Source organism: Prevotella sp. LCP21S3_D2, from assembly GCF_052118345.1.
In the GTDB taxonomy this organism is placed as follows: Bacteria; Bacteroidota; Bacteroidia; order Bacteroidales; family Bacteroidaceae; genus Prevotella.
Window position 1 is genome coordinate 1 of record NZ_JBQKHJ010000040.1, and the last position, 22,942, is coordinate 22,942.

The window sequence follows — 22,942 nt, forward strand, 5'->3', positions numbered from 1 at the left end:
TGATATGTGTAATATCTTCAACACTTTTGCACTTTTCATGTTGCAAAGTTAAGAAGAATAATTCAATTATCAAAATATTATTTCATAATTTTCATATTATTTGTTATTATACTTATCTTCCTATTTGATGAGGTGGGAAGGATGGACCACGTCAGTATATATCAGATTCTTCTGAGATTTGATGCCCTTCTTCTTGAAGAGTTCTCTCACCGTGACGAATCGGTAGCCTCTCAGCTTCAGTATAGGGATGATTAAATCCACTGCTTCCACGGTTGCTTCATTTCCCTCAAAGTCATGGAGCAGAAAGATGAGTCCGTCCTTTGCACTTTGGTTCATTCGCCTTACTCGTTCATCAGCTGCAACTTAAGATATCCAGTCCTCACATCCTTCGCCACAGATAAACCCTAGACAGATGTTGTCATACATGGTTTGGTTGACATTGATATAGGGTGGACGGAAAAAGACTGGCGATTTACCGGCATATTTCTTAACGAGAGAAGAAATAGTCTTCACTTCATAACGGATGGAATCAGCAGAGAGTTGTGAAATGGGGCTATGTGTAAGACTGTGATTCTCGATATCATGACCTTCCTTTTGAGCACGAATCATGACCTTGGCACTCTCCTGGGTGATGTTTTATCCTATCACGAAGAAGGATGCCTTTACCTGATGTTTCTTGAGCACATCAAGCATATGAACTGTAGTGGTTGTATTCGGACCATCGCCAAAGCTGAGTGCCACAAGCTTTTCCTGAGCCTGAGCCATCCACATCTGATGGGCCAGAAACAACAAGAATGATAATTTCTTCATTTTCATCGTTAAGTGTTTGCTACGATTATGGGGCAAAGATAAGAAAAATATATGAATGCCGTATCTCCTTTGAATTATTTTTTTTGATTAATTTGCCCTTTTTAGGGGGTATGACTGGCCTTTTTTAAAATTAACAGTTAAATAACGCAAATATGTCAAATAAACAGAATTTTTTCTTTCTTTTTCTCTTTCTTTTATATATTTTCTTTATCTATTTCTTTCTTACTGTTACCAATAAATGTACCTGTTAACAGCTCTTAATGAGATTTGGTAGCTTCAACTATTCTGTCTATATTTGCAGACGAAAATCGGAGTATATCAAATAATAAGGAGTATATGAATAGAGCAAACAGCAAGCCGGCTGATCTCATACTCAGAATGTATGAGTCGGTCATCTTCCCGGGGAAATGCATACATCTTACAGGGGAGGAAAGAAGAAGTCTGCGTTCTGTATGGGCGTATGATATTTCCTATCTATATCCACGCATGGAAGATGGAATAGATTGGATGAAGTTCGGGCTATTTGAATCCCAAAAGCTCGATAGAAAGGTGCCATTCTACAATAGGCAACAGGAACTGTTTTTGAAGATGGCAGAGAAGAGCAGTTGGATTGAGCAGTTTGTGGAATATCCTGAGGAGATTGTATATGAGGAGGAATTCACGCTTACATTCACCCCCGACTATATGATGGTCTTGGAGGATGGAAGTGTAGTGATGGTGATGCTGGTGCCTTACCGTCTTTTCTCTACACAAACTGTACAACGCAAATGGTATGCCCTGATGGAATATTGCAAGATTCATGGCTATGGATGCGTACTGTTTGACATGGTAAGGGGTATCAGTTTGAAATGGTTGCTTCATTTATGGGAGAAAAAGGACATGGAAAAGTTTGAAAAGGAAGTACTGGAAGCGATGGATGATAGAAAGAGCCATTGGATAAACAGTATCACCCTGGGCAAGATCATGAAGAAGCATGGTGCCAATCTTTGTGACATTCAGGTTCTTGTTTTCAGGAACAAGCTCCTCTATGTTCCCAAAGGTCAGAAAAGAAAGATAGGACTCATCAGACAATATACTGATGATATGTTTGATTCACAACTAATTATAGACGCTCATGACAAGGATTATCACACATCAAGAAGAGACTCATTACGAGTTAGCTGCCAACTCTGAAAGCTTGGATTTCTGGAAGGCATTAGGCTTCAGGATTACAGGAACGAGTGAACGAGAAGACGAGTTCTATCTAAGAAAGACTTGTTCTTTCGGTATCAGGCAGCAACTGGGTGGGCTGGCCATCATACAAAGCAAGGGAAAGGAAGGTATAGCCAACAGATGGGGATGCATTCTGCTAGCTTGCCGATTTCAGAAGATTGAGTTATTTGCCTGTGATGAAGGAGAAGGGGTTCAAAAACTGCATTTCGTCGGTTACAAGGAGGGAGAAATGGAGATTTACGAATTTGATGGCAGCAAGCCCACCAAAATATTGGTACTGAAGCAGCTCTCAGCGTGATGTGATTTTTCTATCATGTTATTGTTCTTCCACATGGAGAACCTCACCCTCTTTATATCCTGGTGGCATGCCTTCACCGATACGCTTTTTCCGTGCAAAGGTAAGGCCGCTCCGCCAGATACCAAGTACCGCTCCATGCGAGCTATGAAGCTGGAATCTTTCTTGGCAGCCTTCCGCAATTCCGTCGGAATAGGGTATTCCAAGAAAGATTCCAGCTTCATTACTTGGCTTTCTGGCCTGTGAGCAGCCAAATGGGGGGCACGAAAAAGGCTATGGTGTGAAGGTTATGCCGGAATGTCATAAAAAAAAGTTCGATTTTCTGTGGAAGAACAAGTTTGAAAAAAGGCTTGTGTTCAGGAAATCCAGAACTTTTTCTTTTTGAGGTCAGTTCAGAGGCAGAGAAATCAATATGGGGTCAAACAGGTTGATGGAGTGGACGAAAATGGATTGGCATCTGATTTTGAGGAGAATATACGGCAATAATGTATGCATCCGTACACATGATGCAGGTATATTCCACAAGTGTTAAAATATAAGTTTAATTGTGCAGAGGAGGTTGATATGGAATAAAACCCTTACCTTTGCATGCACAAAAAAGGATAGAAAGAATGAAAGCAAAAGAGATTATCTGGAAGGAGATAAGCGTTTTGCCACATAGTGCAAACGCATATCCAAAGGGAAAACCCTATAAGGGACAGATGATGATGGGGAGAGTATTTCCCGTCAGTAAGGCCCAGGCTATGGCTTTTGTAGAGATGGGATGCTGCATAGCGGAAATGAACTCCGAGGATGTAAGCATCGTAGAGAAACTGCTTGAGAAACACCACCTGGAGGGAAAATACCGATATGTGGGAGATAAGAGTTTCGTGAAACTCATCAATCAGAGCGATTTAGACAGAGCATTGAAGGCGGAGTATGCCTTTTAGGTGAGTTGGATACAAATAAAGCCCCTTGACTCCTTTCGGAATACAAGAGGCTGAACCAAAGGAATTTCCTTGAGATGAAATGTGGAAGTTTCACAGCGCAAAGATACAGAAAATATCTTGTAAAAGCAAAAGAAATTGCAGATAGTTTAGGATTTTGAAAGAATATTAATAACATTTACAAAATAGTGAATGATATGAAGAATCTAATGATGGCAGTGGTGATGCTTATCACCTGTACAACAAGCATGGCACAAGGAATCCAGGAACCTGAGTATATCGGTCAGGTGGCACTGGTGCAATCAGACAGCAGCCAGGTAGTCCTGGTAAAGGAAGAGGCAGAAATGAAGACCAAGACCTCTGGATTTGGATACATTCCTATTCCGGGAAGCAGTTTGCTGGACAAGGGTAAAACTTTCTTGAGAGTAAAAGGTGATACTTCACCTAACAAGATAGCCAAGGGAGAGGTACAACTCATTGTAAGAGTGAAGGACCACAACGAAGATCCGAAGAACTCCATTGGAGTGTTCCAGTTTGAGGCCAAGAAGAAAGAGCGCAGATTCACGCTTGCCGAAGCGGGATTACTTTCCGGCATGAAGGCAATAACATCCTTCAATACCATTCCTTACGAGGCAAAGAAGATTGGGGCCAGTTCATATATGGTAACCATTTTGAACCTGCAGCCCGGAGAGTATGGTGTGACCACAGCAGATTTCACACATATCTCTACCTTCTCTGTACAATAAACAGAAGTTACACTTTTAATACTGAAGATTATGGGAGCAATATTCTTATTTCTGTTTTTCATGTGGCTTTTCAAGGGATTTGGCAAAGCCATGAGACATAGCGGTGATACCTTTCACCCAGATAAATAAGCCAGTAGGTAAAGTTCAACAATTTTTCATATACTCCTCAGCCCACCAGGTCCTCGTGAGAAGACCGGTGGGCTTTTCTTGTATCGTTTTTTTAAGACCTTTCCCTAAAACTATTCCTCAGCAGCAGTAGCAGAAGGTCCCAGTATATCGTCATTACAGATAGTGCCAACGTCATTGGTGAGGGCATATCATGCTGTCATTTTTTCCATAGGTCTCCATCTCGATACGTATGCCTGATGTCGTAATACAGGACCAGTGCAAGGACCGCAATCAAGATGACAAGGACAAGCAGGGGGATAAGGATAGAACTTCTACTCATCCTACTTGAAAACATGATGAATTGATTCATTCTTATCCTGTACAAACGCTCTCAGATTGGCGTGCCCCTTGTATATGATGCTGTAATCCGTGACCTTTCCTGGGTTACGTCTCTTGAGAGTAAGGGCTATGGTTCTTCCCACCACCGTATTGGGGAAAAACATATATACCTCATCATAATCATCACTGTCCACCACCATATGCATGTAGTTGCTCACATGAGACATCACGATGCAGGCATCATGTTGAGGAAGGCGGAATTCCCTGGAACCCTTCAAGGTATAGAATGCCAGATAATCCATAAAATCATAAAACAGGCAGCATGCCTGATACTCCTTTGCCTTAGGACTGCGCAGGGTTGTTGGTGCATAGCTTTTCAAGGTGACAGGAAACGGGGTATATAGCTGATGGAAAAACTCTACGCCACCGATGTCATTTCTAAATCCAAAGCCTTGATAACTCTTACCAAGACATGAAAATTCAACGCCCTGGATACAGGAAGGCAATTTGGAAAAGCCGTTTTGCTTGAGGTATTTCTCATCATCATTCTTCAAATCGACAAGACGAATACCATCTTCCACGTGGATAAATGCGGGTTGTTGTACTCTCATAATTGTTGTCATTACTAGTTTTTTATCTCTTGTTGTTATTTAATGATTGCAGAATCAATGTCTTTAGACTATCACTTGTGCCGCCGAGCAGGAAGTAGTCACTCACGTCTTTCTCCTGCTTGCTGCCTGCAAGAGGAAGATCTATCCGACTCACCGGATAGCACCCCTGGAGTTCTTCCACCCGTTGGGCAGATTCTCTTCTTCCTGTAGCATCTACGTCATACACAAAAACTATCTTCCCGAATCTCTTCACAAGCTGGTCCATGACCAAATGGGGGATTTTAGCCGTCTCACTATTGAAGCAAATGGCAGAAAAGCCATGACTGCTCAGAGAAAGAACATCCTTTTCACCGCCAGTGATCAAGAGCATATTCCCCCGACTGGGAAGTTGGTCCAATCCAAAGATATAAGGACTTGGCAGCACTCCAGCATAAAGAAAACGGTTCTCCACACGAGGGCGATACACCTTGATGCCCTTTCCTTCCTGGAAGAAATAGCCATAGCTTGGCGTCAGGGCAGTGGAATAGATGCCATACTGCCGACCATCAGCCTTCGTAAAAAGGCAACTTCTCAAACTCCTAACCTGAAAACGGTCAAGAGTATCTTCAGTGATGCCATAAGAAGCCCAATATGCAAGCTCTTCGTCAGAAAATTCCTTGACCTGCGCTTGATAGGCAATCACACCATGAGGCTGCCGGTTTTCTTCATCTGGGCTCTTCCTGCCTGGGATAGGAGATGCTTGACGAACCGCCTTGCGATTTGTCTGCCGGTCAAATACCCCAAGACACATATCCTGATCTATCGTTTGCAACAGATGCACAAAATCCGTGGAAGGATTGATGTTCAGGACCTGCGAAGCCACGAAAAAGCAATCTCCGGAAAAGCGACTATCGCCAAAATCATGCAAATAGTAGTAGGACCTGCCATCAAGCGCCTGGTTACGATAGAGCTTACAGGAAGGATGCTTGTCATCCTCTCTCATGTGACTTCTGAACTTTTTCCTCAGGCATTCCTTTCCCAGATAGTGGACAAAGATATCGAGTCCTCCATCTGTCTTGGCCAAAATCTCATCTTTTTCTTTCATGTCAATCGTGATGATAGGTTTCAGAACAAAGGCGGAAGTTGAAGTCAGGCATGACAACAACGTGCATCATGTGATTCACGCGGTCGGCAGTTCTATCCCCATAGCGTGGACGAATATCACCTGAAGGAAGATTCGTCGTGACAATGGTGAACAAGCGACATTCATACCGGTAGGCAATGAGTTCACTGATGGGATCACATACCTGACCATATTTGACAATACGCTCAGGCTCCATGCCTAAATCATCAATAGCCAATAATGCCACGTTGCGATATTCCAAAAAACGCTCATAGTGGTCCACATAGAGGTGACACAGCTCACAAGCGCTCTTCATGACAAGGCCAGCCATTGTAACCTGACAGGAAGAGGACTTGATGGGGTCTTTCAATCGCAAGGAAATTATCAGCTTCTGTATGGCATACACCAAGGTGGTTTTCCCTGTACCACCTACACCACTCAGCCACAAGCCAGTTTTATGGCTATGACCTACCAGCCAGAGAGAGATATTGCATAATACCATCTCCAACCCTTCCATACAGACAAATTTGATATTCACATCATTGACCGCCTTGATAACAGCCTGCAATAAGGCTTTATAACAGAACACATAGTCCAACGGCAATTTAAAGAAACGCTTTCCAGTGGTGGCTGTTTTGATATGGTGAATCACCTTCTCTTCCTTGAACAGGAAATTATCCATTACTGCTTCCATTTGTTTAAAAATTAATATAAGAACTAAAATGTTGAGCCATACAGTTGTCCTCCATGAGAAGACTTAGGTGTAAACTTTGAACCATACATCGACCTGGGGTGCTCCAAATCCTGTTTGCCTAGCCAATCGCAAAAGTGACTCTGGTAATCTGATAAATCCCTATGCGAGCCTTTTCCCCTGCAGGTCATGTCAAGCTCGAAGGTTTCAAGCCATGTTTTCACGTTAGACCGATCAGGCAGTTTAAAGCGCAGTCTCATTACTTCAAGCCAAGAGTCTGAATTTGAGAGAAGAGAAAAATAGCTTTCTTTGCTTGTTTTCTTTTCTGCTCCACTATTCTCAACCTCCCCAAAAATCTCTTCACATGTGCGCACACGCATTGATGTTGATTTTCTTTCATTCTTTACATTATATCCTTCTATATTAGTTGTCGTTTGCATGCCGATAACTTGTCGATGGTTTGACACCTGCATGTCAACTACCTGTCTCTCGTTTGTCAGCTGCTTGTCGGTCAAATTTTCATTAAATCCATATATCTCTCTACAACAAGAACTTACAATGGGGGCGAAATCAGTAGAAAGTGGGGGCGAATTACCATCAAAAAAACTGGATTTGGAAGTAAAGCCTTGATAAAGCTCATACTTGCAAACCGTAATCAGGTTAGGACGAGGAGTAGGGAACTTGGAAACCTCAATTTCACCAGTGCGCACTAAGTCATTGAGACATGTACTTATCTTAGATGGGGAAATACGTGTTTCCTTATGAAGAGTATTTTTGCTTACTGCAAGCTGAGCTCGCTTCAGAGAAGAGCCAACCTGTTGTTGAAAAACAGCATTGAGCAGCAAATGAATGAATAGATGGACCTTTTCCGCATCATGATACCAATCCCACTCAGTAATTTTACGGTAAAGTTTGATCCAGCCAATAGTGTCATCTTCATCAGAAAACTGCTGAAAACGGCTATAGTCACATAAGGTCACAATGGTTCCCTTATTGTTTGATTGAACCTTGACATCACCGGTTTTCGATAATTTTTGAAGGCAAGTACGGATATTTCTAGGGGATAAGCCCGTATCCTCAGCAATAATGGCAAGACTGGTCACGACCTGGCCAGGATATACCGTCAAGGAAAGATAATCTGTCTTCCTTACATTTGCCTGTAACAGGAAATACAGATAGACATGTACCATCTTAGAGTCATGATACCATCTCCACGAAGTAAAACTTCGAGGAAGTTTAAGCCATGAATTGTTTGCGAAATTCATCATTTTATGTAATTTTATATAGGTAATACGACCACTTACACAAGAATTTACGCCTGTGTCTATTAAAACTCCATATCAAAAAAGAGAATATAAGACACCCTAGGGGACTCTCTTGAAGCCTCCCGAAATAGTGTATTTATTATCTCTTATTTCTCTATTATTCGAAAAGAAAGGCTACTTCTTCCTGCTTTAGTTAAAACAAGCAGACTCTCTCCTTTTACTTTTACATTTCTTATTTGAGTCAAGTTCCGACTTCCACGATGCCACTTTACCGAGGACTTTTCCAATATGTCCTTGATAATAATCAGGTGCTTCATGCAAGCATCAAAAGACTCCTGCCAATCATAGACCTTCGGTGGTATCTGATACAAAACTCCAACCATCCAATCAGGCTTGGCTTCACTATGAACTTTCTTTTTTACCTTATACATATTTCATAATTAGTATGGACCTAAATTAATTTTACCATTTAATATGACATGAATTATCCAAATGTCTATGTATGAGATTAACATCAACATTACTTTAGATAGTTGTCATTTTTTAGGTATAAACCTTTTATCAATCATGCTTCTAAAATTAATGATAATTTACATCATCCTTTACTTACTCTCTTCTATCAACCAAGTAAGACTATAAAAGTCTAGTTTTGATTTCGTTGCAAAAATAACAAATATTTCTGAAAGTTACTTACAGTATAGCTATATTTTAACTTTTATTATGCACAAATGCTCGTTTTTTATCGCTATCTACTATATTATTCAAACAATGGGGAGTTTATATAGAGCTATACTACCATTAACTATAACATAAAAAATATAGACTCTTTTGGGTGTTAAGAGGTATGTCAAAAACATAGAAGAACTGAATTTAGATGAATCAACACACAAAAAAACTCAAATATGATAGAATTTGATTTATTTTTTGTACCTTTGCACCATCGTTCTTAGGGACGTGATTTTTGTGGGAAGAAATGTAAAGTTCCTCACTTCTTGATAAATCGCCAAAATTAAAAAGAATGTAAACACGAGGCACGGAGCAGCTCATAATATGTGGGCTGCCATCCGTGTATGTGTTTATGGGCGTTTGGCGATGCCTTCAAGAGGCGTATATGGGGGCAGCCCACTTCTTTTGTATCAAATCTGTAGAATGTCAAACTAACGAATACATAAGTAACTTAGAAGTTTCAAAAATATAAAAGGAATAGAATTCATTTTATTACTTGGTAAACGATATATGTAGTCAATTAGTATTCACTTACTCTCTCAAGGTGATTAAGACTATCAACAGAATTCAAAAACAAAAAAATAAGAGTATGAGCGGAAAAGAATTAAGAGAATTATTAGCATCAAAGGGTATCCTGCAAAAAGACATTGCAAGACAACTCAACATGACTCCTGGTGGCTTTAGTCAACAGTTAAGGGCTAAAGACATCAAGACAGGATTACTGGAATCCATATGTAAAGTACTCAATGTCAAAATGGATTTCTTTTATGGAGGCACCGAATATCTCGAAGGATATGAACTCATCAAGCAATCTGATTTAAAAGAATTCAAATCCAAGCTTGACCAAATACATACATGCTGTAACGAGATCTCAGGAAAGTTGTCTTAGTTCTCTATCATCACGCAATCAGTAATTCTAGAGAACTAAGATCTATAAATTCATTCACTACCCTTTGATTACGGCAATGGGTAGCAAATGAGTTTTGATTTTGACTAAATCTGATTCTTGTGCCATGACAAGTTCTATATCTTTGTAGGCAGCAGAGGCCTCTTCCAAATCTTCCTGACTACGAATGGCATGAACGATGCCTTTCTCGTCCAGCTTATGGATTTCCTCCGCTAAATTGAGTGTCTTTACAGCCTCAGTTCGGCTCATGATACGGCCAGCCCCATGGGAGCAGCTCATGAAACTAAGAGGATTGCCAAGGCCTTCCACGATATATGAACTCGTTCCTTGTGAACCAGGTATGATACCAACTTCACCTTCTCGGGCACTTGTTGCTCCCTTTCGGTGTATGATACAATTCTCACCAAAATGGGATTCCCAGGATGCATAGTTATGGGCGATGTTGATCATCGGCTCAAACTCAACATGGGGAATCGCTTCAGATATGACTTCCTGTATTCGTTGCATCATCAACCTTCTATTGCACAGACCAAAATCGATACAATACTGCATCTCATTCCAATAATCATTAAACTCCTTGGTATTCAGCGGCAAGAATGACATATTAAGGTCTGACTTAACCAAAGAAAAGTAACGCTCATTAAGAATGGTTGCCACTCTGTTATAATAATCACAGACCTGTTTGCCCAAGTTTCTTGACCCAGAGTGAATCATGATCCAAAGCCATCCTTCATCGTCCTTTTGAAGTTCTATGAAGTGATTTCCTCCACCAAGAGTTCCCACTTGCTTAGTAGCTGATATATATTGACGCTTAACGACAGTCATGCCATCTATATCATGATTTTCAGGCATATACTTCTCATCCTGAGCCACCTTGTGGTGTTCCATTCCTAAAGGAATCTGGTGGCGTATGCCTCGCATGATTTTCTTTCTCAGAACATCCATTTCAATGGTCTCCACCTGGATATTGGTTTTAACAGCACACATACCACAACCTATATCCACACCCACGGCATTCGGAATCACGACATTCCTGGTAGCAAGGACAGTTCCTATAGGCATACCCTTTCCGCCATGTAAGTCAGGCATCAATGCCAAATGATGAAAAACGAAAGGCAGGCTACAAAGGTTCGATATTTGTTGCCAAGCCGTTGCATCACACATCTTTGCCCACATCTTAACAGGGGTTCCATTCATTGCAAATTCTTTCATTGTATTAATCTCCTATCTTTTTTAGTGCAAAATTACAACAGCGGTATGCAGTATTTTTGCGTAGGAGCACAAAAACTTCAAATTTTAACAAAAACTGCTATTATATAGACACATACAACTACTCTGCAATCACTATTCACATAAGGAATCCCCTTACTGTTGTACTACCGCAAGAATGGTATGGGATTTCGGAATTCATTCGTCATAGCAGTGTTACTATGATATTAAGCTGCCAATAGAAACGAGGGCAATACCCTTCAAACCGCAGCGTCACAGCCTCACGGAGGTATTGCCCTCTATAAAGATACTGTTATGAATACCTTATCAAGTGCAAAGATAGCCAATTCATCAGAAATCAGCAAGAGAAATAGGGAAAAGTTTTAATGGTTATGTATCATTTTGCTGAAACAGCAGTTGAAAGTCGGACTTCTGAAAAGAAAACATGCCATTTTGCTCCAATTGGCATGACAGTTTTTGACTGAAATCAAGAAATCATACCCTTTTCTGCATTTTCTTCCCCCAAAAATTGTGTGCGCACACAAAAAGGCATTACCTTTGCACTCGAAAAGATTGAATAACGAATAATTAAAGTAAAGAAAGGGTAACATTATGATGGTATTAGGAATGACATTAGCAGTTGTAGCTGCTCTTTTTGCAGAGGTTGTAAATGTAAACAAGAAGATTAGCCTCGGCAAGTAAGCAAGCTTTGAGAGGCATCCATAGGATGCTTCCAATGAAGCTTCCCTAATGGATATTAGATGAGGTAAAGAAGATGTAGATTAGGATAACAGATTGATATAGAGAAAGGATAAGATTATGATGGTATTAGGAATGACATTGGCAGTTGTAGCTGCTCTTTTTGTAGAGGTTGTAAATGTAAACAAGAAGATCAACCTCGGCAAGTAAGCAAGCTTTGAGAGGCATCCACAGGATGCTTCCAATGAAGCTTCTCTAATGGATATTAGATGAGGTAAAGAAGATGTAGATTAGGATAACAGATTGATATAGAGAAAGGATAAGATTATGATGATTTTAGGAATGTTTTTAGCTTTGGTCGTTGCAGCATGCGCTGAGTATGGGGCAAGATCCAACATGAAGAACTTCGCTTAACAGGCGATGTCCCATGAAAATTTGAGAGAATTGTAGAAAGAAGTTTCCATATATATTATATAGAGATGGCAGTTGCAGGCGTTTGTGAAGATGCTTGCAGCTGCCTTTTCTTTTTGTATCTTTAGGGTGTCGAAATTCAAAATAAAAGTTGTACCTTTGCACCCAAGTTGAGATTACAGAAATGAAAAAGGAACGTGAAACGGCGAACAAGTATCGTCAGCAAGCTCTTGAAGGAGATTTGATGGCGATGAACAACATGGGTGTCTGCTATGCGCAAGGCATCGGTGTTGTGGAGAATCATGAGATGGCATTCCAGTGGTACATGAAGGCTGCTGAACTGGGTGATATTTACGCATGCTACAATGTGGCAGAATGCTACTACCAGGGAGATGGAGTGGAACAGGACTTCGAAAGAGCTCTTCATTGGTATCTGATTGCAGCAGAGAAAGGAGATGTACAATCACAGGTTAATGCAGCCAATGCATTTTACCTGGGCCAAGGAACTGAAGAAGACCACGTAAAGGCTCACCAGTGGTGGATGAAAGCTGCTCAAAGGGGACATCTTCAGAGCCAAAAGAATGTAGGTGCCAACTATTGGAATGGAGATGGAGTAGAGAAGGATGACAGTTGGGCTGCCTTTTGGTATGAAATGGCAGGTCAGCAAGGTGATCCACAGGCTCAGTTCTCTACCGGATGGTTCTATATGACCGGTACAGGCGTTAAACAGGACAAGCGCAAGGGACTCAAATGGATTCACAGAGCAACTGCCCAAGGATTTGAGCATGCCAAACAATGGTGCAGGGACAATGGTTATAGTATATATTAATAATGTAGTGAAACAAATGAAGACAGATTTACGATTGATACAAGAGCAGCAGCCTCTCATACACAACATAACCAATTATGTGGCTATGAACTTTGTTGCCAACAGCCTATTGGCTATTGGAGCATCACCTATCATGGCGCGTGCCGAGGAAGAAGTTGAGGAAATCAGTAGCAAGAGCAATGCCTTGGCTCTAAATCTGGGCGTTCCGGAAAGCACTACTGCTCACTCAATGATACTGGCAGGGGAAGCTGCCATGAAAAAAAGAATTCCTATCGTATTTGATGTGGTTGGAGTAGGAGCCACCCGCTTTCGTATGGATATAGCATCACAGATTATCCTCAGGTGTCACCCTACAGTCATCAAGGGAAATGCCAGTGAGATTCAGGCATTGTACTCTCACCAGATAGGCATGCAGGGAGTGGATAGTCACCAGGAAACCTATGAGGTTGAGAAACAAGCTAAGAAACTTGCTCAGCAACTTTCCTGTATCATAGTTGTAACTGGAGCCATAGACTTCATCACGGATGGCGAAAGAATTGCTTATGTTCATGAAGGACATCCCATGATGAGCAAGGTTACTGCAATGGGATGTACTGCCACCGGTATCGTTGGGGCATTCCTTGCTGTGAACTCCGATTCTTTGGAAGCAGCTGTTCATGCCATGAAAGCTATGGGAATTGCTGGAGAAAAGGCGGCTTCCATGTCTAGAGGCAATGGTAGCATGATGATTAACTTCCTCGACGAACTCAGCAATCTTATGGCTTATGACTAAGATTGTCAGAATCAAGAGACGTTCCTTCATGAAAAGCTTCATTGCAATCAATCTCTTTGGCATGATTGTTACTTGCGAAGAGCTTTCTAAAGAGGAACTCTATCATGAGCTCATACATACGGCCCAAGCAAGGGAGTTGTTGTATATCCCATTCTACCTCTGGTACATCATAGAATGGTTGTACTTATATCTCAAATATCGGGATTGGATGCTGGCATATTACAACATCAGGTTTGAAAAGGAAGCCTATGCTCACCAAGAAGACCTGGAATATTTGAATCGAAGGAAGCATTATTGCTATAGATGATATTACGTGGTGCCATAATCTTGTTATTCCTCAGTTTTTTGGGGAATAGTTCTACACCTGTTCCCCAGATTCCACAGAGGTAATTTATGGCACACAAGCTATAAGTATCTGAATATCAAGCTTATCATCTTTTCTGTTATTTTTTGGCATGTAGGTTGCAACTATGAATAGCGGGTTCGATAATGAATCCACAAAACAGAGTAAATAACAATAAATAGTAACAATTTAAAATAGATAAAATTATGAAGAAGTTCGTTTTTGCAGCTATCGCAGCTATGGTAATGGTTTCAGTAAGCAACGTATTTGCATCAAGCAAAATGATGATAGATAATTCTGAAGTAGTTCCAGTTGACACTGTAGCACCTGAAACTCCAAAGGATTCTGCAGAGATCAGCACTCCTGTGTTGCCACAGGCTGGTGCGGAGGATTCAACAGAGCAGGCGACTCCTGCAGAGACAACAGCAGAGTCTGTAGAAACAACCCAATCTGAGCAGCCAGCTGAGGTTCAGGAGACTCCACAGGAGAACACCCAGCAGGAGTCAACAGAGTCTGAGCAGGCTACAGAGCAGGCTGCTGTTTCAGAGTAACAAACATTTGATTTCAACATAATTATAACGCATAAGTCTGCTGGCAGTAATGCCGGCAAACTTATGCGTTTAATTTAATACATCTAATTATTCTTAAAAAAACTTGATAACCCATCTTATAATAAAGTAAATTATGTATTTTTGCATATCATAATTAAGATTAAGGCTATGACAAAGAATACAATGGCAAACAAACTTCCAAGGAAGTTGATTCAAAAGATGGAAATCGTGGGTGAGCAGATTAAGCTTGCCAGACTACGACGCAACCTGAGCATGGCACAAGTTGCAGAAAGGGCAACATGCTCGGAAGTTACACTTTGCAAGGTAGAGAAGGGATTACCAACGGTTTCCATCGGAATTTACCTTCGTGTACTCTATGCTCTTCAGCTGGATGATGACATCTTGCTCCTGGCAAAGGATGACAAACTCGGAAGGGTATTGCAGGATATAGGACTGAAGAATCGTCAACGAGCATCTAAAAAAGGATAGAAATGGAACGACTGTTTGTTTTCGCAGATTTTAACTGGCTCGGCAAAGCGGAGCTGGTAGGGGAGTTGTGTTATGAAAAATTGCGCGGCTCTGACAGTTATGCATTTAAGTTTGATGAGAATTGGCTTAAGGTTCATACCGGAATTAAGCTTTCGGAAGACATCAACAATTACCCAGGCATGCAATATACCCAGCCAGGAAGTGATATTTTCGGATGTTTTTCTGATGCTTTGCCAGATAGGTGGGGACGTACCTTGCTCAAAAGAAGAGAACAGATACAGGCAACTGAAGAAAAAAGAGCAGTCAGACCTCTTTCCTCGTTCGATTACCTCATGGGCATCGATGACTTCTCCAGAATGGGTGGATTTAGGTTTAAGAAGGAAATGGAAGGTGATTATATCAATGTGTCTCCATCTCTCAAGATACCCCCATTAACAGAGATTAGAGAATTGGTACATGCCAGTCAAGAAGTAGAAAGATCTGAAGAGAATGATGTTTTGCCTGAAAAAAAATGGATAGCGCAGCTCATCCAACCTGGTACTTCATTGGGTGGCGCAAGACCTAAAGCAGGCGTATTGGATGAAAAAGGCAATCTATGCATCGCGAAGTTTCCCTCTCGTAAGGATGATTATGACGCAGCACTTTGGGAGCACTTTTCTCACCTGCTAGCTCAAAAGGCTGGTATCCTGGTAGCTCAAACCAGGGTGTTGGGAGGACTGGGAAAATATCACACACTCCTGTCTAAACGCTTTGACCGAACTGCAGAAGCTAAGAGAATCCATTTTGCGTCATCCATGTCTCTGCTAGGATTGAAGGATGGAGATAATGCACAAGGTGGTTATGGTTATCTCGATATTGTTGATTTCATACTCCAAGGTTGCTGCGACGTAGAGAAAAATCTTCTGGAACTCTACCGAAGGGTTGTCTTCAACATCTGTATTGGCAATTCTGATGACCACTTCAGAAACCATGGCTTTCTGCTCACACCAAAAGGCTGGACTCTATCACCAGCCTATGATATGAATCCTACCCTCAATGAATATCAGAGTCTTCTGATCAATGAATCTTCAAACAAGGCAGACATCAATATTCTGCTTGATTCATCTGAAAGCTACATGATTAAGAGGGAGGAAGCTGAAAACATTATCCAAGAGGTTCAAGCAGCAGTTAGTCAATGGGAAAGTTTAGCTACTCTGCTTCAAATCCCTGCTAGAGAGATGGCTATGTTTAAAGAAAGGTTTAAGCTTAACCTATAATATAATGAAGTATAAAGCCTATTTACTTCATTATATTATGGGTTGAATGAATCTGCATACTGCAGTCCTGCTGGAATTCAATAGCCATGACAAGGAAGGTAAAACTATAGATATCAGCAAGAGAAACAAGTATGTCCGTCAGCTTGATGGCATTAAGGATGCAGGGGTTATAGGAAGATACTCCAATGCAAGTTGAGTGTTAAAATGGTAAGAAAGGAGATTATTTATGTCACTAAAGAAGATATTCAGATGCCAGGATTGTGGGTACGAGACCGAAGTATATGAGGGACGTGGCTTCATGGGACAGCATATCGAATCCATGTCTTGTCCAGACTGCAGGAACATAGTACCTCCTGTGGTGGGTGGAGTAATTGGTGATGCTGCACCTAGTTTTAATTCTCTTGTAGGAAGGCTATGTCTAAGATGTGGTTCTGACAGGATTCACAGGTGGGATATGCATACTTGCCCAAAGTGCAGGGGCAAGATGCAACCCACTGGCGAAGAAGAGTTTTGGACATGAAAATTCTAGCCTATATTTACCTCTTTGATATTTTGCAGAAAATTACTTCTCAGAATTTCTTCGTTCTCAGATGACAATAAGGCTCACCATCTGTTTTTTTTCATAATAATGCTGGTGGTAGGCTTCGCCAATGTAGAATGTCTCCTCTGGCAGGAGCAAGGTATTGACCTAGTCACCCTTACTACGGAGAAGTTCCGTCACATGTTCGGCTGTCTGCTTCTGAGATTCATTACGATAGAAGATACAGCTGCGGTATTGTGGCGCCAAATCAGGACCAACACCATCGGTCTGTGCCGGGTCGTGAATCCCGAAGAAGAGTTTACATAATCTCATATGAAACCTGTTGGGGATGAAAGCCTGCCATCTTTTCCTCGTCTGTATGGCCCATCAAGCCCACTGTGAGTGGATGAAGGATAACAGGATAGCCATCGCGATCAAGTTGACCGGCATGGGCTGACGTTGCTATACGGAGTGCTATATCAATTGGATTCATTGTTAATTATGTCATTCTATGTTTATAATCTTGTCGTATCTCTTGCCTTGCTAGTCCTGGAATGATTACCACCCTTCATGGAACAAGAATCATATGTCTATCGATTCGCCCTCATGTGCTATCTTCCAAAACGGAATTTGTACAGCATCGGTAAACTCTTTCATACGCCAGGCGCTTTTGAAACCACTTGCCACAAAATGCATTGGGACAAACAGACCTGTCTGGAATTGCTCTATGAACTGTCTTGCACCACGGGTATAGCCATTACCTATGCGGCCATCTACAGGAAACTGCACAACATCAAAGCTATCAGCCATTTTTCTGATGTCCTTGAGTTCACCCAAATATTGCTTCTCGTCTTTTTGAGGGTCTATCTCGCCAAACTCAAAGCTCCAGATGGTTCCACCCTGATAGTCGGAAGTCAAGAACCTGGCGTACCAATTATTCAGATCGCCTGCATGAAAGATACGCTTGCCTTCAACTTCTACTATCCAAGACACACCACTGTCATTACTGCCGGCTGCAACTACCTTTAGATTTTTATCGCGCCATGAGTTTCCCTTTACCATCAAGACGTCAGCTTCGTCCTTTTGGCATCTGTGATGTCTGAAGATATCCTTGGAGAGTATATAGGTAAAAGAGGTATGAGGGTAGCACTGGCGCCATGAAAAGATTTCCCGGGAGAAGTGATCTTCATGGAAATGACTTACAAGTACGTACACAGGCTTACCCTTGGACAGAATCACCGGCATACAATCGGCGGGATCCATCCAATAATCGAAGACCAATACGCAGGAGTGGGTCTCCACTGCAAAACCACTATGAAAGATATATGTCAGTTTCATGATTCTCATTCTGATTTACGATTGAATCTTTGAATTCTTTCTTGGACGATTTGAAATAGGTATGTTTCATCTTACCGTCCAAAAAAGAATAGCTTTTCTCTTATCCTACTATATTTAAGCGGTTTGACGAATCTCATATTTAACCTCCATGCCAAGGATATCCATGATTTTTTCAACCGTCGATAGGGAAGGGTTGCCTTTACCGCTCTCTATTTTCTTGATGGTTGAAATGGCTATCTCAGACATGTCTGCGAGATCTTGCTGGTAATCCCCAAGGCCTTACGCTGCAATTTCATTACTTCTTGAATTTTCATATCAAGTAGTGTATTATATTGTACTTTTTGTGCAAAGATAAGAAATGTTTTTGGATTAAACAAGGAAAAGTATCATATAATGTTCTTTTTATAAAAAATTATAAGTTCCTGAGATTTTTCTTGTTTTTTTGCCTTTGAATATTGTTTTTTTTCTTAACTTTGCACGCACAATTCATTATAGAAGCCATGACTATAGAAGAAGCTATCAAACAAAGACATAGTGTACGAAAGTACATACACAAACCTCTTTCAACTGAGGTAGTTAGAGCACTTGAAGAAAAAATCGGGGAGTGCAACAAAGAGGGTGGCCTTCACATACAACTGGTTACTCAAGAAACCAAGGCATTCTCCGGCATTATGTCATATGGAAAATTCCATGGCGTGGAGAACTATCTCGTAATGGCAGGGCAAAAAGCCGGTGATCTTGATGAGCGTATTGGCTATTATGGCGAACAGCTTGTGCTGCTTGCCCAAACACTGGGACTCAACACCTGCTGGGTAGGATTAAGCTATCGCAAGGTGAATGAAGCCTACAAGATTGAAGAAGGGGAGAAGTTGACATGCATGATTGCCTTGGGATACGGAGAGTCACAAGGGGTTAGTCACAAAATCAAGACCATGGAACAGGTGAGCAATGCAACCAGCAATTCTCCTTCATGGTTCCGAAAGGGCGTGGAAGCAGCTCTTCTTGCTCCCACTGCCATCAATCAGCAGAAGTTCTCATTCTTCCTGCAAGACCAGGAAGGTACAAAAGCAGATTGTAAACCCAAAGTTCTTACCAAGAGCGGCTTCTCAATGGTAGGATATACCAAGATGGACCTCGGCATTGCCAAACTTCACTTAGAAATAGGAGCAGGAAAGGAAAACTTTAAGTGGGTGGTAAAGAAAGGATGAGAGACTTCACGGAAATATGGCAACTTCAAGATACCATCATTACAGCAGTCAACGCATGCGGTTTTGGTGTCTGGGATTTGCATGCCACCAGTTGGGGATTTCATCTGGAGTTAACAGAGCATTTGGATGATGCAGAAATCTGCAATATCTGCAGTCAACTTCCGCTTTCAGGAGATTATGAAGGAGAAGGCATAAATGGTTCTGTTCTAAGTTTGTACAACTACTGATTATTGATGTTCAAAAAATAAAAGATAGATTATTATGCAGATATTATTGGCAAATGCCAAAATCATGTTTGATAAGGCAGACAGAAAGCCTGTCTCCGTGCCACTCTTTCAATCAGTTGCCAATGTCTTGGCCGAAGAAATGGCAAGGATGAATGTAGAGGAATTGGCTAGGCAACTGGATTGCAGCAGCAAGATTGCAACTGAAAACTGGAAACGCTATCATAATTTTATGGCAGCAGAAAAGATGCCAGCCATCCTGGCTTACAATGGTCAGGCCTATAAACATATGCGTGCCAGCTCTTTAAGTGACGACTCATTAGAGTATGCCCAGAAGCATCTCTGGATTACCTGTTTTCTCTATGGTTTACTTCGACCAATGGATGGTATCGTACCTTATCGTATGGAGCATTGCGTATCGCTTGAAGCCACAAATGACAAGCCTGTCAATCAGTTCTGGAAAGACAAACTGACGGATGTTCTCATCGATAGTGTGAAAGCTGATGATGGCATTCTCATCCATCTCTCAACAGAGGAATATGAATATCTGTTTGATTGGAAGAGAGTATGTAAGGAGATAAAGGTCATTCAGCCACTCTTTTATGTCCGCCAGAAAGACGGCAGATTGAAGATGCAGGCTGTATGGGCTAAATCTTGCCGTGGAGCCATGGTGAGATATATCCTGAATAATCAGCTTCTTACTCCAGAAGAATTGGCTGGCTTCAGTTACGAAGGTTTTGAATATGCGCCAGAATTAGGAGAAGCTGCTTTTCCTCATTTCATTCGTTGAAATGGAACAAAAGAGATTGAACATCTGGCACATTATCAGCCCCCTACTTTCATTTTCTAACGGACATTATGGTAAATATATTATTTGCAGTACCCCATATTGAGAGGAATCAATATATAACTTTAGCTATAGATTATTAAAGTATCTTATATATTGGTTATTTTATATTTTTATTAATTTATAGTTTAGTTATTTTAATAATAAAGCATTTAAATTGCATTGAAAGGATTATTATCTTAAATATCCGTAAAAAAATTACGGCGTATTGATGTTTTGTATATCTTTGCAACTGCTTAGCTGCACTTGACAATAAAAGATAGTTTGCATTGTTTAAGTGTGTATTAGCTTTACACCAACAAGATAGTTATCAATTAAAATAAAGTATATATAAGCATGTTAGTAAAATTTGCTGTAACGAACTATAGAGGATTTGCCAATCGCATAGAATGGGATTTGTCGAAACCAAGTAACTATTCGTTCAATACTTTTGCCATAAAAGATGGTATCATCAAGAATGGCATCGTATATGGACCTAATGGTTCTGGCAAGTCGAACTTTGCAATGGCCATCTTCGACATTACAAATCATCTTTCACAGAAGTGGAAGAAGGTGAACTATTACGATAACTTTACATATACGGGAAAGTTGAACTTCCCCGTAAAATTTGAATATGCATTCAAGTTTAGAGATGATACGTTACTATATACATATAGCAAATCACCTGATGGAAAGCTGGAGGATGAAGAACTTGTCGTGAATAACAAACTTATTTTCTGCAACAAAAATTCTGTCTTGACATTGGATGATGTTGAGTTTCCGATGGATTCTGCGGTGAAGGCAAACCTTGCCAATAACGCTAACAATGTATCCATCGTAAACTTTCTGCTTACTTCCTATCCTCTTGCCAAGGAGCATTATCTTCTGAAACTGCAGCAATTCGTAAACTCAATGTTATGGTTCAGAAGTGTTGAAAAAAATGAGTTTATGGGGTTGGCTACTGCTCCGGCTAATCTCGATGAGTATATCATCAAGAATCAGCTGACTCGGAACTTTGAGGAATTCATCCATCGGGTAAGCGGACAAAGTTTTGAGTTTCAGGAGCCAAAGGATGATGATAAAGAGTTGTATTGCGTATTTGGATTAGGTCGCATTCCATTCGATAAGATTGCATCAACGGGTACTCAATCTCTGATGCTGCTATATTACTGGCTGAAACAGATGACAAATGCATCGTTCGTTTTCATAGATGAATTTGATGCTTTCTATCATTTCAGACTCTCTTATGAGGTTTGCAAAGCCCTCTTTTCCCTTCCATGTCAGGCTTTTACGTCATCACACAACACCTATCTGATGACCAACGACTTGCTTCGCCCAGATTGCAATTTCATCTTGCAAGACAACAAAATCATGCCGTTGAGCGACTGCACCCAAAAAGAGTTGAGATTCGGGCATAATATAGAAAAAATGTTTAGAGGTAACGCATTCGAAGTATGATACTATTCGTTTTTGAAGGAGTAAAACGGGAGCCGGATTTGTTCCGCACCATCCAGCGATTATACTTTGCAAATAGAGATGAGCAGATAGTATGTTCCTATAACAACAACATCTATCAGCTATACAAAGATTTGCAGGAGTATGATGGCGATGGAGATATTGTGTCTTTGCTTATGGAGAAATTTGCTGGTCAAGCAGACAATCCGCTCAAGGATATTGATGCATCTGCTGACATTTCTGAAATCTATCTGTTCTTCGACTATGACTTTCATAACCGGAATTTATCTCTCGAAGAAATCAACAGGCAGGTAAAGGAAATGCTAGAAACATTCAACAACGAAACGGAGTTTGGTAGGCTATATATTGACTATCCGATGGTTGAGTCTATACGATATACTAAGCAGTTGACCGATGCAAACTATTGGACGTATTCTGTAACACGTTCTGAGTGTGGTAAGTTCAAAGGTGTATCTGCCGATTTTTCTGCGTATGACAGTTTCGATTACATCCTACTGAAAGATCATCGAGAGCCAACAGAAGTAGAGATGGAGGAAGTTAAGCAAAATTGGGAGTATTTAAAGGAAATGAATGTGGGAAAAGCGAACTATCTATGTAAGGGGAAGAATACGATGCCTGCATCTAAAGAAGACATACTTCAAGACAAAATATTCAACTCACAAGTAGAACAGTATGTGAATACCGAAGATTGCAAAGTAGCAGTACTCAATGCTTTCCCAATTTTTCTGTTTGACTATTTCAAATAATATTTTAAGAGAAGGATATCATACGAGGACATTCTATTAAGCAACAAATTTGGACTATCTAAAATTATAGCAGTCTTGCGAATTGACAAGATAGATATTTTTAACTAGAGGGTGCGTCATGGTAACTACTCAGCACCCCTATAGAAAACTTCTCGTTAATAAAGCATAAACTTGATTTTGCTGATTTTCTTCATCCTTACAAACTTTTTAATGATTGAGTCGATGAGGACGTAGGCTGTTTAAAACAGTTCATTTAACGAGTTCTTTTCCGATGATGCCTCCAACATGTCTCCTTTGTCTATTATCT

General features: G+C 40.8%; 30 protein-coding genes and 1 pseudogene. 19 read left to right on the forward strand and 12 right to left on the reverse strand.

What is annotated here, in order from left to right:
- Positions 1-120: 120 nt before the first annotated feature.
- Together ACTQ16_RS15445 and ACTQ16_RS15450 are read right to left on the reverse strand one after the other, a co-directional pair.
- Complete coding sequence (locus ACTQ16_RS15445) at positions 121-336, reverse strand: hypothetical protein (RefSeq protein ID WP_287608327.1); 216 nt, start codon at positions 334-336, stop codon at positions 121-123.
- A gap of 27 nt (positions 337-363) precedes the next feature.
- Positions 364-816, reverse strand: a pseudogene (locus ACTQ16_RS15450) (polysaccharide deacetylase family protein).
- Between the two features lie 330 nt (positions 817-1,146).
- Here ACTQ16_RS15450 and ACTQ16_RS15455 point away from each other — a divergent pair.
- The 5 genes from ACTQ16_RS15455 (at position 1,147) to ACTQ16_RS15475 (ending at position 3,989) form a co-directional block, all read left to right on the forward strand.
- On the forward strand, positions 1,147-1,983 hold the full coding sequence (locus ACTQ16_RS15455) for a hypothetical protein (protein WP_427880022.1): 837 nt from the start codon (positions 1,147-1,149) through the stop codon (positions 1,981-1,983).
- Positions 1,925-2,320: a hypothetical protein gene (locus ACTQ16_RS15460; RefSeq protein WP_441938256.1), complete on the forward strand. Its 396-nt coding sequence runs from the start codon at positions 1,925-1,927 to the stop codon at positions 2,318-2,320. The genes ACTQ16_RS15455 and ACTQ16_RS15460 overlap by 59 nt, the downstream gene beginning before the upstream one ends.
- A gap of 15 nt (positions 2,321-2,335) precedes the next feature.
- Positions 2,336-2,563, forward strand: a complete 228-nt coding sequence (locus ACTQ16_RS15465) for a hypothetical protein (protein ID WP_441938258.1) — start codon at positions 2,336-2,338, stop codon at positions 2,561-2,563.
- 365 nt (positions 2,564-2,928) lie between these two features.
- Positions 2,929-3,246: a hypothetical protein gene (locus ACTQ16_RS15470; protein ID WP_441932085.1), complete on the forward strand. Its 318-nt coding sequence runs from the start codon at positions 2,929-2,931 to the stop codon at positions 3,244-3,246.
- Positions 3,247-3,440: 194 nt separating this feature from the next.
- Positions 3,441-3,989 carry a hypothetical protein gene (locus ACTQ16_RS15475; RefSeq protein ID WP_441938259.1) on the forward strand — a complete coding sequence of 183 codons (549 nt, stop codon included), beginning with the start codon at positions 3,441-3,443 and terminating at the stop codon, positions 3,987-3,989.
- 449 nt (positions 3,990-4,438) lie between these two features.
- Here ACTQ16_RS15475 and ACTQ16_RS15480 read toward each other — a convergent pair whose 3' ends face one another.
- The 5 genes from ACTQ16_RS15480 to ACTQ16_RS15500 all read right to left on the reverse strand — a co-directional run bounded on the left by ACTQ16_RS15480 (position 4,439) and on the right by ACTQ16_RS15500 (position 8,536).
- Positions 4,439-5,059 carry a hypothetical protein gene (locus ACTQ16_RS15480; protein WP_441938260.1) on the reverse strand — a complete coding sequence of 207 codons (621 nt, stop codon included), beginning with the start codon at positions 5,057-5,059 and terminating at the stop codon, positions 4,439-4,441.
- Positions 5,060-5,069: 10 nt separating this feature from the next.
- Positions 5,070-6,131 (reverse strand): toprim domain-containing protein, encoded by a 1,062-nt coding sequence (locus ACTQ16_RS15485; protein WP_441938262.1) that lies wholly within the window; start codon positions 6,129-6,131, stop codon positions 5,070-5,072.
- A 1-nt stretch (position 6,132) separates the two neighbouring features.
- Entirely contained in the window at positions 6,133-6,843 is a 711-nt protein-coding gene (locus ACTQ16_RS15490; protein WP_441938264.1) for a hypothetical protein, read from the reverse strand.
- Positions 6,844-6,866: 23 nt separating this feature from the next.
- The gene (locus ACTQ16_RS15495) at positions 6,867-8,108 is read right to left on the reverse strand and encodes a DUF7833 domain-containing protein (RefSeq protein ID WP_441938265.1); all 1,242 of its coding nucleotides are present in this window, start codon (positions 8,106-8,108) and stop codon (positions 6,867-6,869) included.
- A 143-nt stretch (positions 8,109-8,251) separates the two neighbouring features.
- Positions 8,252-8,536: a hypothetical protein gene (locus ACTQ16_RS15500; protein ID WP_441938266.1), complete on the reverse strand. Its 285-nt coding sequence runs from the start codon at positions 8,534-8,536 to the stop codon at positions 8,252-8,254.
- A gap of 884 nt (positions 8,537-9,420) precedes the next feature.
- Between ACTQ16_RS15500 and ACTQ16_RS15505 the strand changes: the two genes are divergently transcribed.
- Entirely contained in the window at positions 9,421-9,720 is a 300-nt protein-coding gene (locus ACTQ16_RS15505) for a helix-turn-helix domain-containing protein (RefSeq protein ID WP_427880028.1), read from the forward strand.
- 57 nt (positions 9,721-9,777) lie between these two features.
- On the opposite strand, the gene ACTQ16_RS15510 is transcribed toward ACTQ16_RS15505, so the two are convergent.
- A complete protein-coding gene (locus tag ACTQ16_RS15510) occupies positions 9,778-10,950 on the reverse strand; it encodes an RtcB family protein (RefSeq protein ID WP_441938268.1) in 1,173 nt (390 codons plus the stop codon).
- Between the two features lie 1,291 nt (positions 10,951-12,241).
- Here ACTQ16_RS15510 and ACTQ16_RS15515 point away from each other — a divergent pair.
- From ACTQ16_RS15515 to ACTQ16_RS15550, 8 genes are all read left to right on the forward strand, one after another.
- Entirely contained in the window at positions 12,242-12,886 is a 645-nt protein-coding gene (locus tag ACTQ16_RS15515) for a tetratricopeptide repeat protein (protein ID WP_441938270.1), read from the forward strand.
- A gap of 16 nt (positions 12,887-12,902) precedes the next feature.
- On the forward strand, positions 12,903-13,658 hold the full coding sequence (gene thiM, locus ACTQ16_RS15520) for a hydroxyethylthiazole kinase (protein ID WP_441938272.1): 756 nt from the start codon (positions 12,903-12,905) through the stop codon (positions 13,656-13,658).
- Positions 13,651-13,965 carry a hypothetical protein gene (locus ACTQ16_RS15525; RefSeq protein WP_441938274.1) on the forward strand — a complete coding sequence of 105 codons (315 nt, stop codon included), beginning with the start codon at positions 13,651-13,653 and terminating at the stop codon, positions 13,963-13,965. The genes thiM and ACTQ16_RS15525 overlap by 8 nt, the downstream gene beginning before the upstream one ends.
- 242 nt (positions 13,966-14,207) lie before the next feature.
- The gene (locus ACTQ16_RS15530; protein WP_441932099.1) at positions 14,208-14,552 is read left to right on the forward strand and encodes a hypothetical protein; all 345 of its coding nucleotides are present in this window, start codon (positions 14,208-14,210) and stop codon (positions 14,550-14,552) included.
- A 168-nt stretch (positions 14,553-14,720) separates the two neighbouring features.
- Positions 14,721-15,041 carry a helix-turn-helix domain-containing protein gene (locus ACTQ16_RS15535; RefSeq protein WP_441932100.1) on the forward strand — a complete coding sequence of 107 codons (321 nt, stop codon included), beginning with the start codon at positions 14,721-14,723 and terminating at the stop codon, positions 15,039-15,041.
- Between the two features lie 2 nt (positions 15,042-15,043).
- Positions 15,044-16,297 carry a type II toxin-antitoxin system HipA family toxin gene (locus ACTQ16_RS15540; protein ID WP_441932101.1) on the forward strand — a complete coding sequence of 418 codons (1,254 nt, stop codon included), beginning with the start codon at positions 15,044-15,046 and terminating at the stop codon, positions 16,295-16,297.
- Positions 16,298-16,343: 46 nt separating this feature from the next.
- Positions 16,344-16,493: a hypothetical protein gene (locus ACTQ16_RS15545; RefSeq protein WP_441932103.1), complete on the forward strand. Its 150-nt coding sequence runs from the start codon at positions 16,344-16,346 to the stop codon at positions 16,491-16,493.
- 30 nt (positions 16,494-16,523) lie between these two features.
- Positions 16,524-16,817, forward strand: coding sequence for a hypothetical protein (locus tag ACTQ16_RS15550; RefSeq protein ID WP_441938275.1), 294 nt, complete (start codon positions 16,524-16,526; stop codon positions 16,815-16,817).
- 168 nt (positions 16,818-16,985) lie between these two features.
- Here ACTQ16_RS15550 and ACTQ16_RS15555 read toward each other — a convergent pair whose 3' ends face one another.
- The 4 genes from ACTQ16_RS15555 to ACTQ16_RS15570 form a co-directional block, all read right to left on the reverse strand.
- On the reverse strand, positions 16,986-17,150 hold the full coding sequence (locus tag ACTQ16_RS15555) for a peptide-methionine (S)-S-oxide reductase (RefSeq protein ID WP_441938277.1): 165 nt from the start codon (positions 17,148-17,150) through the stop codon (positions 16,986-16,988).
- Positions 17,137-17,310, reverse strand: a complete 174-nt coding sequence (locus tag ACTQ16_RS15560) for a hypothetical protein (RefSeq protein ID WP_441938279.1) — start codon at positions 17,308-17,310, stop codon at positions 17,137-17,139. Before ACTQ16_RS15560 ends, ACTQ16_RS15555 begins: the two co-directional genes overlap by 14 nt.
- Before the next feature lie 89 nt (positions 17,311-17,399).
- A complete protein-coding gene (locus ACTQ16_RS15565) occupies positions 17,400-18,155 on the reverse strand; it encodes an MBL fold metallo-hydrolase (protein WP_441938281.1) in 756 nt (251 codons plus the stop codon).
- Between the two features lie 114 nt (positions 18,156-18,269).
- On the reverse strand, positions 18,270-18,401 hold the full coding sequence (locus ACTQ16_RS15570; RefSeq protein WP_441938282.1) for a helix-turn-helix domain-containing protein: 132 nt from the start codon (positions 18,399-18,401) through the stop codon (positions 18,270-18,272).
- Between the two features lie 254 nt (positions 18,402-18,655).
- Here ACTQ16_RS15570 and ACTQ16_RS15575 point away from each other — a divergent pair, with 254 nt between their 5' ends.
- The 5 genes from ACTQ16_RS15575 to ACTQ16_RS15595 all read left to right on the forward strand — a co-directional run bounded on the left by ACTQ16_RS15575 (position 18,656) and on the right by ACTQ16_RS15595 (position 22,635).
- Positions 18,656-19,363, forward strand: coding sequence for a nitroreductase family protein (locus ACTQ16_RS15575; protein WP_441938283.1), 708 nt, complete (start codon positions 18,656-18,658; stop codon positions 19,361-19,363).
- A complete protein-coding gene (locus ACTQ16_RS15580; protein ID WP_441932110.1) occupies positions 19,360-19,590 on the forward strand; it encodes a hypothetical protein in 231 nt (76 codons plus the stop codon). The genes ACTQ16_RS15575 and ACTQ16_RS15580 overlap by 4 nt, the downstream gene beginning before the upstream one ends.
- A 34-nt stretch (positions 19,591-19,624) precedes the next feature.
- Complete coding sequence (locus tag ACTQ16_RS15585; protein WP_441932111.1) at positions 19,625-20,377, forward strand: YaaA family protein; 753 nt, start codon at positions 19,625-19,627, stop codon at positions 20,375-20,377.
- 393 nt (positions 20,378-20,770) lie between these two features.
- A complete protein-coding gene (locus tag ACTQ16_RS15590) occupies positions 20,771-21,871 on the forward strand; it encodes an AAA family ATPase (RefSeq protein ID WP_441938285.1) in 1,101 nt (366 codons plus the stop codon).
- Complete coding sequence (locus tag ACTQ16_RS15595) at positions 21,868-22,635, forward strand: hypothetical protein (protein WP_441938287.1); 768 nt, start codon at positions 21,868-21,870, stop codon at positions 22,633-22,635. The genes ACTQ16_RS15590 and ACTQ16_RS15595 overlap by 4 nt, the downstream gene beginning before the upstream one ends.
- The last annotated feature ends 307 nt before the right edge of the window (positions 22,636-22,942 follow it).

Coding starts and splice junctions, on each gene's coding strand:
- ACTQ16_RS15445 (WP_287608327.1), bottom strand. CDS start 336: ATGAACCAAAGTGCAAAGGACGGACTCATCTTTCTGCTCCATGACTTT.
- ACTQ16_RS15455 (WP_427880022.1), top strand. CDS start 1,147: ATGAATAGAGCAAACAGCAAGCCGGCTGATCTCATACTCAGAATGTAT.
- ACTQ16_RS15460 (WP_441938256.1), top strand. CDS start 1,925: ATGACAAGGATTATCACACATCAAGAAGAGACTCATTACGAGTTAGCT.
- ACTQ16_RS15465 (WP_441938258.1), top strand. CDS start 2,336: ATGTTATTGTTCTTCCACATGGAGAACCTCACCCTCTTTATATCCTGG.
- ACTQ16_RS15470 (WP_441932085.1), top strand. CDS start 2,929: ATGAAAGCAAAAGAGATTATCTGGAAGGAGATAAGCGTTTTGCCACAT.
- ACTQ16_RS15475 (WP_441938259.1), top strand. CDS start 3,441: ATGAAGAATCTAATGATGGCAGTGGTGATGCTTATCACCTGTACAACA.
- ACTQ16_RS15480 (WP_441938260.1), bottom strand. CDS start 5,059: ATGACAACAATTATGAGAGTACAACAACCCGCATTTATCCACGTGGAA.
- ACTQ16_RS15485 (WP_441938262.1), bottom strand. CDS start 6,131: ATGAAAGAAAAAGATGAGATTTTGGCCAAGACAGATGGAGGACTCGAT.
- ACTQ16_RS15490 (WP_441938264.1), bottom strand. CDS start 6,843: ATGGAAGCAGTAATGGATAATTTCCTGTTCAAGGAAGAGAAGGTGATT.
- ACTQ16_RS15495 (WP_441938265.1), bottom strand. CDS start 8,108: ATGATGAATTTCGCAAACAATTCATGGCTTAAACTTCCTCGAAGTTTT.
- ACTQ16_RS15500 (WP_441938266.1), bottom strand. CDS start 8,536: ATGTATAAGGTAAAAAAGAAAGTTCATAGTGAAGCCAAGCCTGATTGG.
- ACTQ16_RS15505 (WP_427880028.1), top strand. CDS start 9,421: ATGAGCGGAAAAGAATTAAGAGAATTATTAGCATCAAAGGGTATCCTG.
- ACTQ16_RS15510 (WP_441938268.1), bottom strand. CDS start 10,950: ATGAAAGAATTTGCAATGAATGGAACCCCTGTTAAGATGTGGGCAAAG.
- ACTQ16_RS15515 (WP_441938270.1), top strand. CDS start 12,242: ATGAAAAAGGAACGTGAAACGGCGAACAAGTATCGTCAGCAAGCTCTT.
- thiM (WP_441938272.1), top strand. CDS start 12,903: ATGAAGACAGATTTACGATTGATACAAGAGCAGCAGCCTCTCATACAC.
- ACTQ16_RS15525 (WP_441938274.1), top strand. CDS start 13,651: ATGACTAAGATTGTCAGAATCAAGAGACGTTCCTTCATGAAAAGCTTC.
- ACTQ16_RS15530 (WP_441932099.1), top strand. CDS start 14,208: ATGAAGAAGTTCGTTTTTGCAGCTATCGCAGCTATGGTAATGGTTTCA.
- ACTQ16_RS15535 (WP_441932100.1), top strand. CDS start 14,721: ATGACAAAGAATACAATGGCAAACAAACTTCCAAGGAAGTTGATTCAA.
- ACTQ16_RS15540 (WP_441932101.1), top strand. CDS start 15,044: ATGGAACGACTGTTTGTTTTCGCAGATTTTAACTGGCTCGGCAAAGCG.
- ACTQ16_RS15545 (WP_441932103.1), top strand. CDS start 16,344: ATGAATCTGCATACTGCAGTCCTGCTGGAATTCAATAGCCATGACAAG.
- ACTQ16_RS15550 (WP_441938275.1), top strand. CDS start 16,524: ATGTCACTAAAGAAGATATTCAGATGCCAGGATTGTGGGTACGAGACC.
- ACTQ16_RS15555 (WP_441938277.1), bottom strand. CDS start 17,150: ATGAGATTATGTAAACTCTTCTTCGGGATTCACGACCCGGCACAGACC.
- ACTQ16_RS15560 (WP_441938279.1), bottom strand. CDS start 17,310: ATGAATCCAATTGATATAGCACTCCGTATAGCAACGTCAGCCCATGCC.
- ACTQ16_RS15565 (WP_441938281.1), bottom strand. CDS start 18,155: ATGAAACTGACATATATCTTTCATAGTGGTTTTGCAGTGGAGACCCAC.
- ACTQ16_RS15570 (WP_441938282.1), bottom strand. CDS start 18,401: ATGTCTGAGATAGCCATTTCAACCATCAAGAAAATAGAGAGCGGTAAA.
- ACTQ16_RS15575 (WP_441938283.1), top strand. CDS start 18,656: ATGACTATAGAAGAAGCTATCAAACAAAGACATAGTGTACGAAAGTAC.
- ACTQ16_RS15580 (WP_441932110.1), top strand. CDS start 19,360: ATGAGAGACTTCACGGAAATATGGCAACTTCAAGATACCATCATTACA.
- ACTQ16_RS15585 (WP_441932111.1), top strand. CDS start 19,625: ATGCAGATATTATTGGCAAATGCCAAAATCATGTTTGATAAGGCAGAC.
- ACTQ16_RS15590 (WP_441938285.1), top strand. CDS start 20,771: ATGTTAGTAAAATTTGCTGTAACGAACTATAGAGGATTTGCCAATCGC.
- ACTQ16_RS15595 (WP_441938287.1), top strand. CDS start 21,868: ATGATACTATTCGTTTTTGAAGGAGTAAAACGGGAGCCGGATTTGTTC.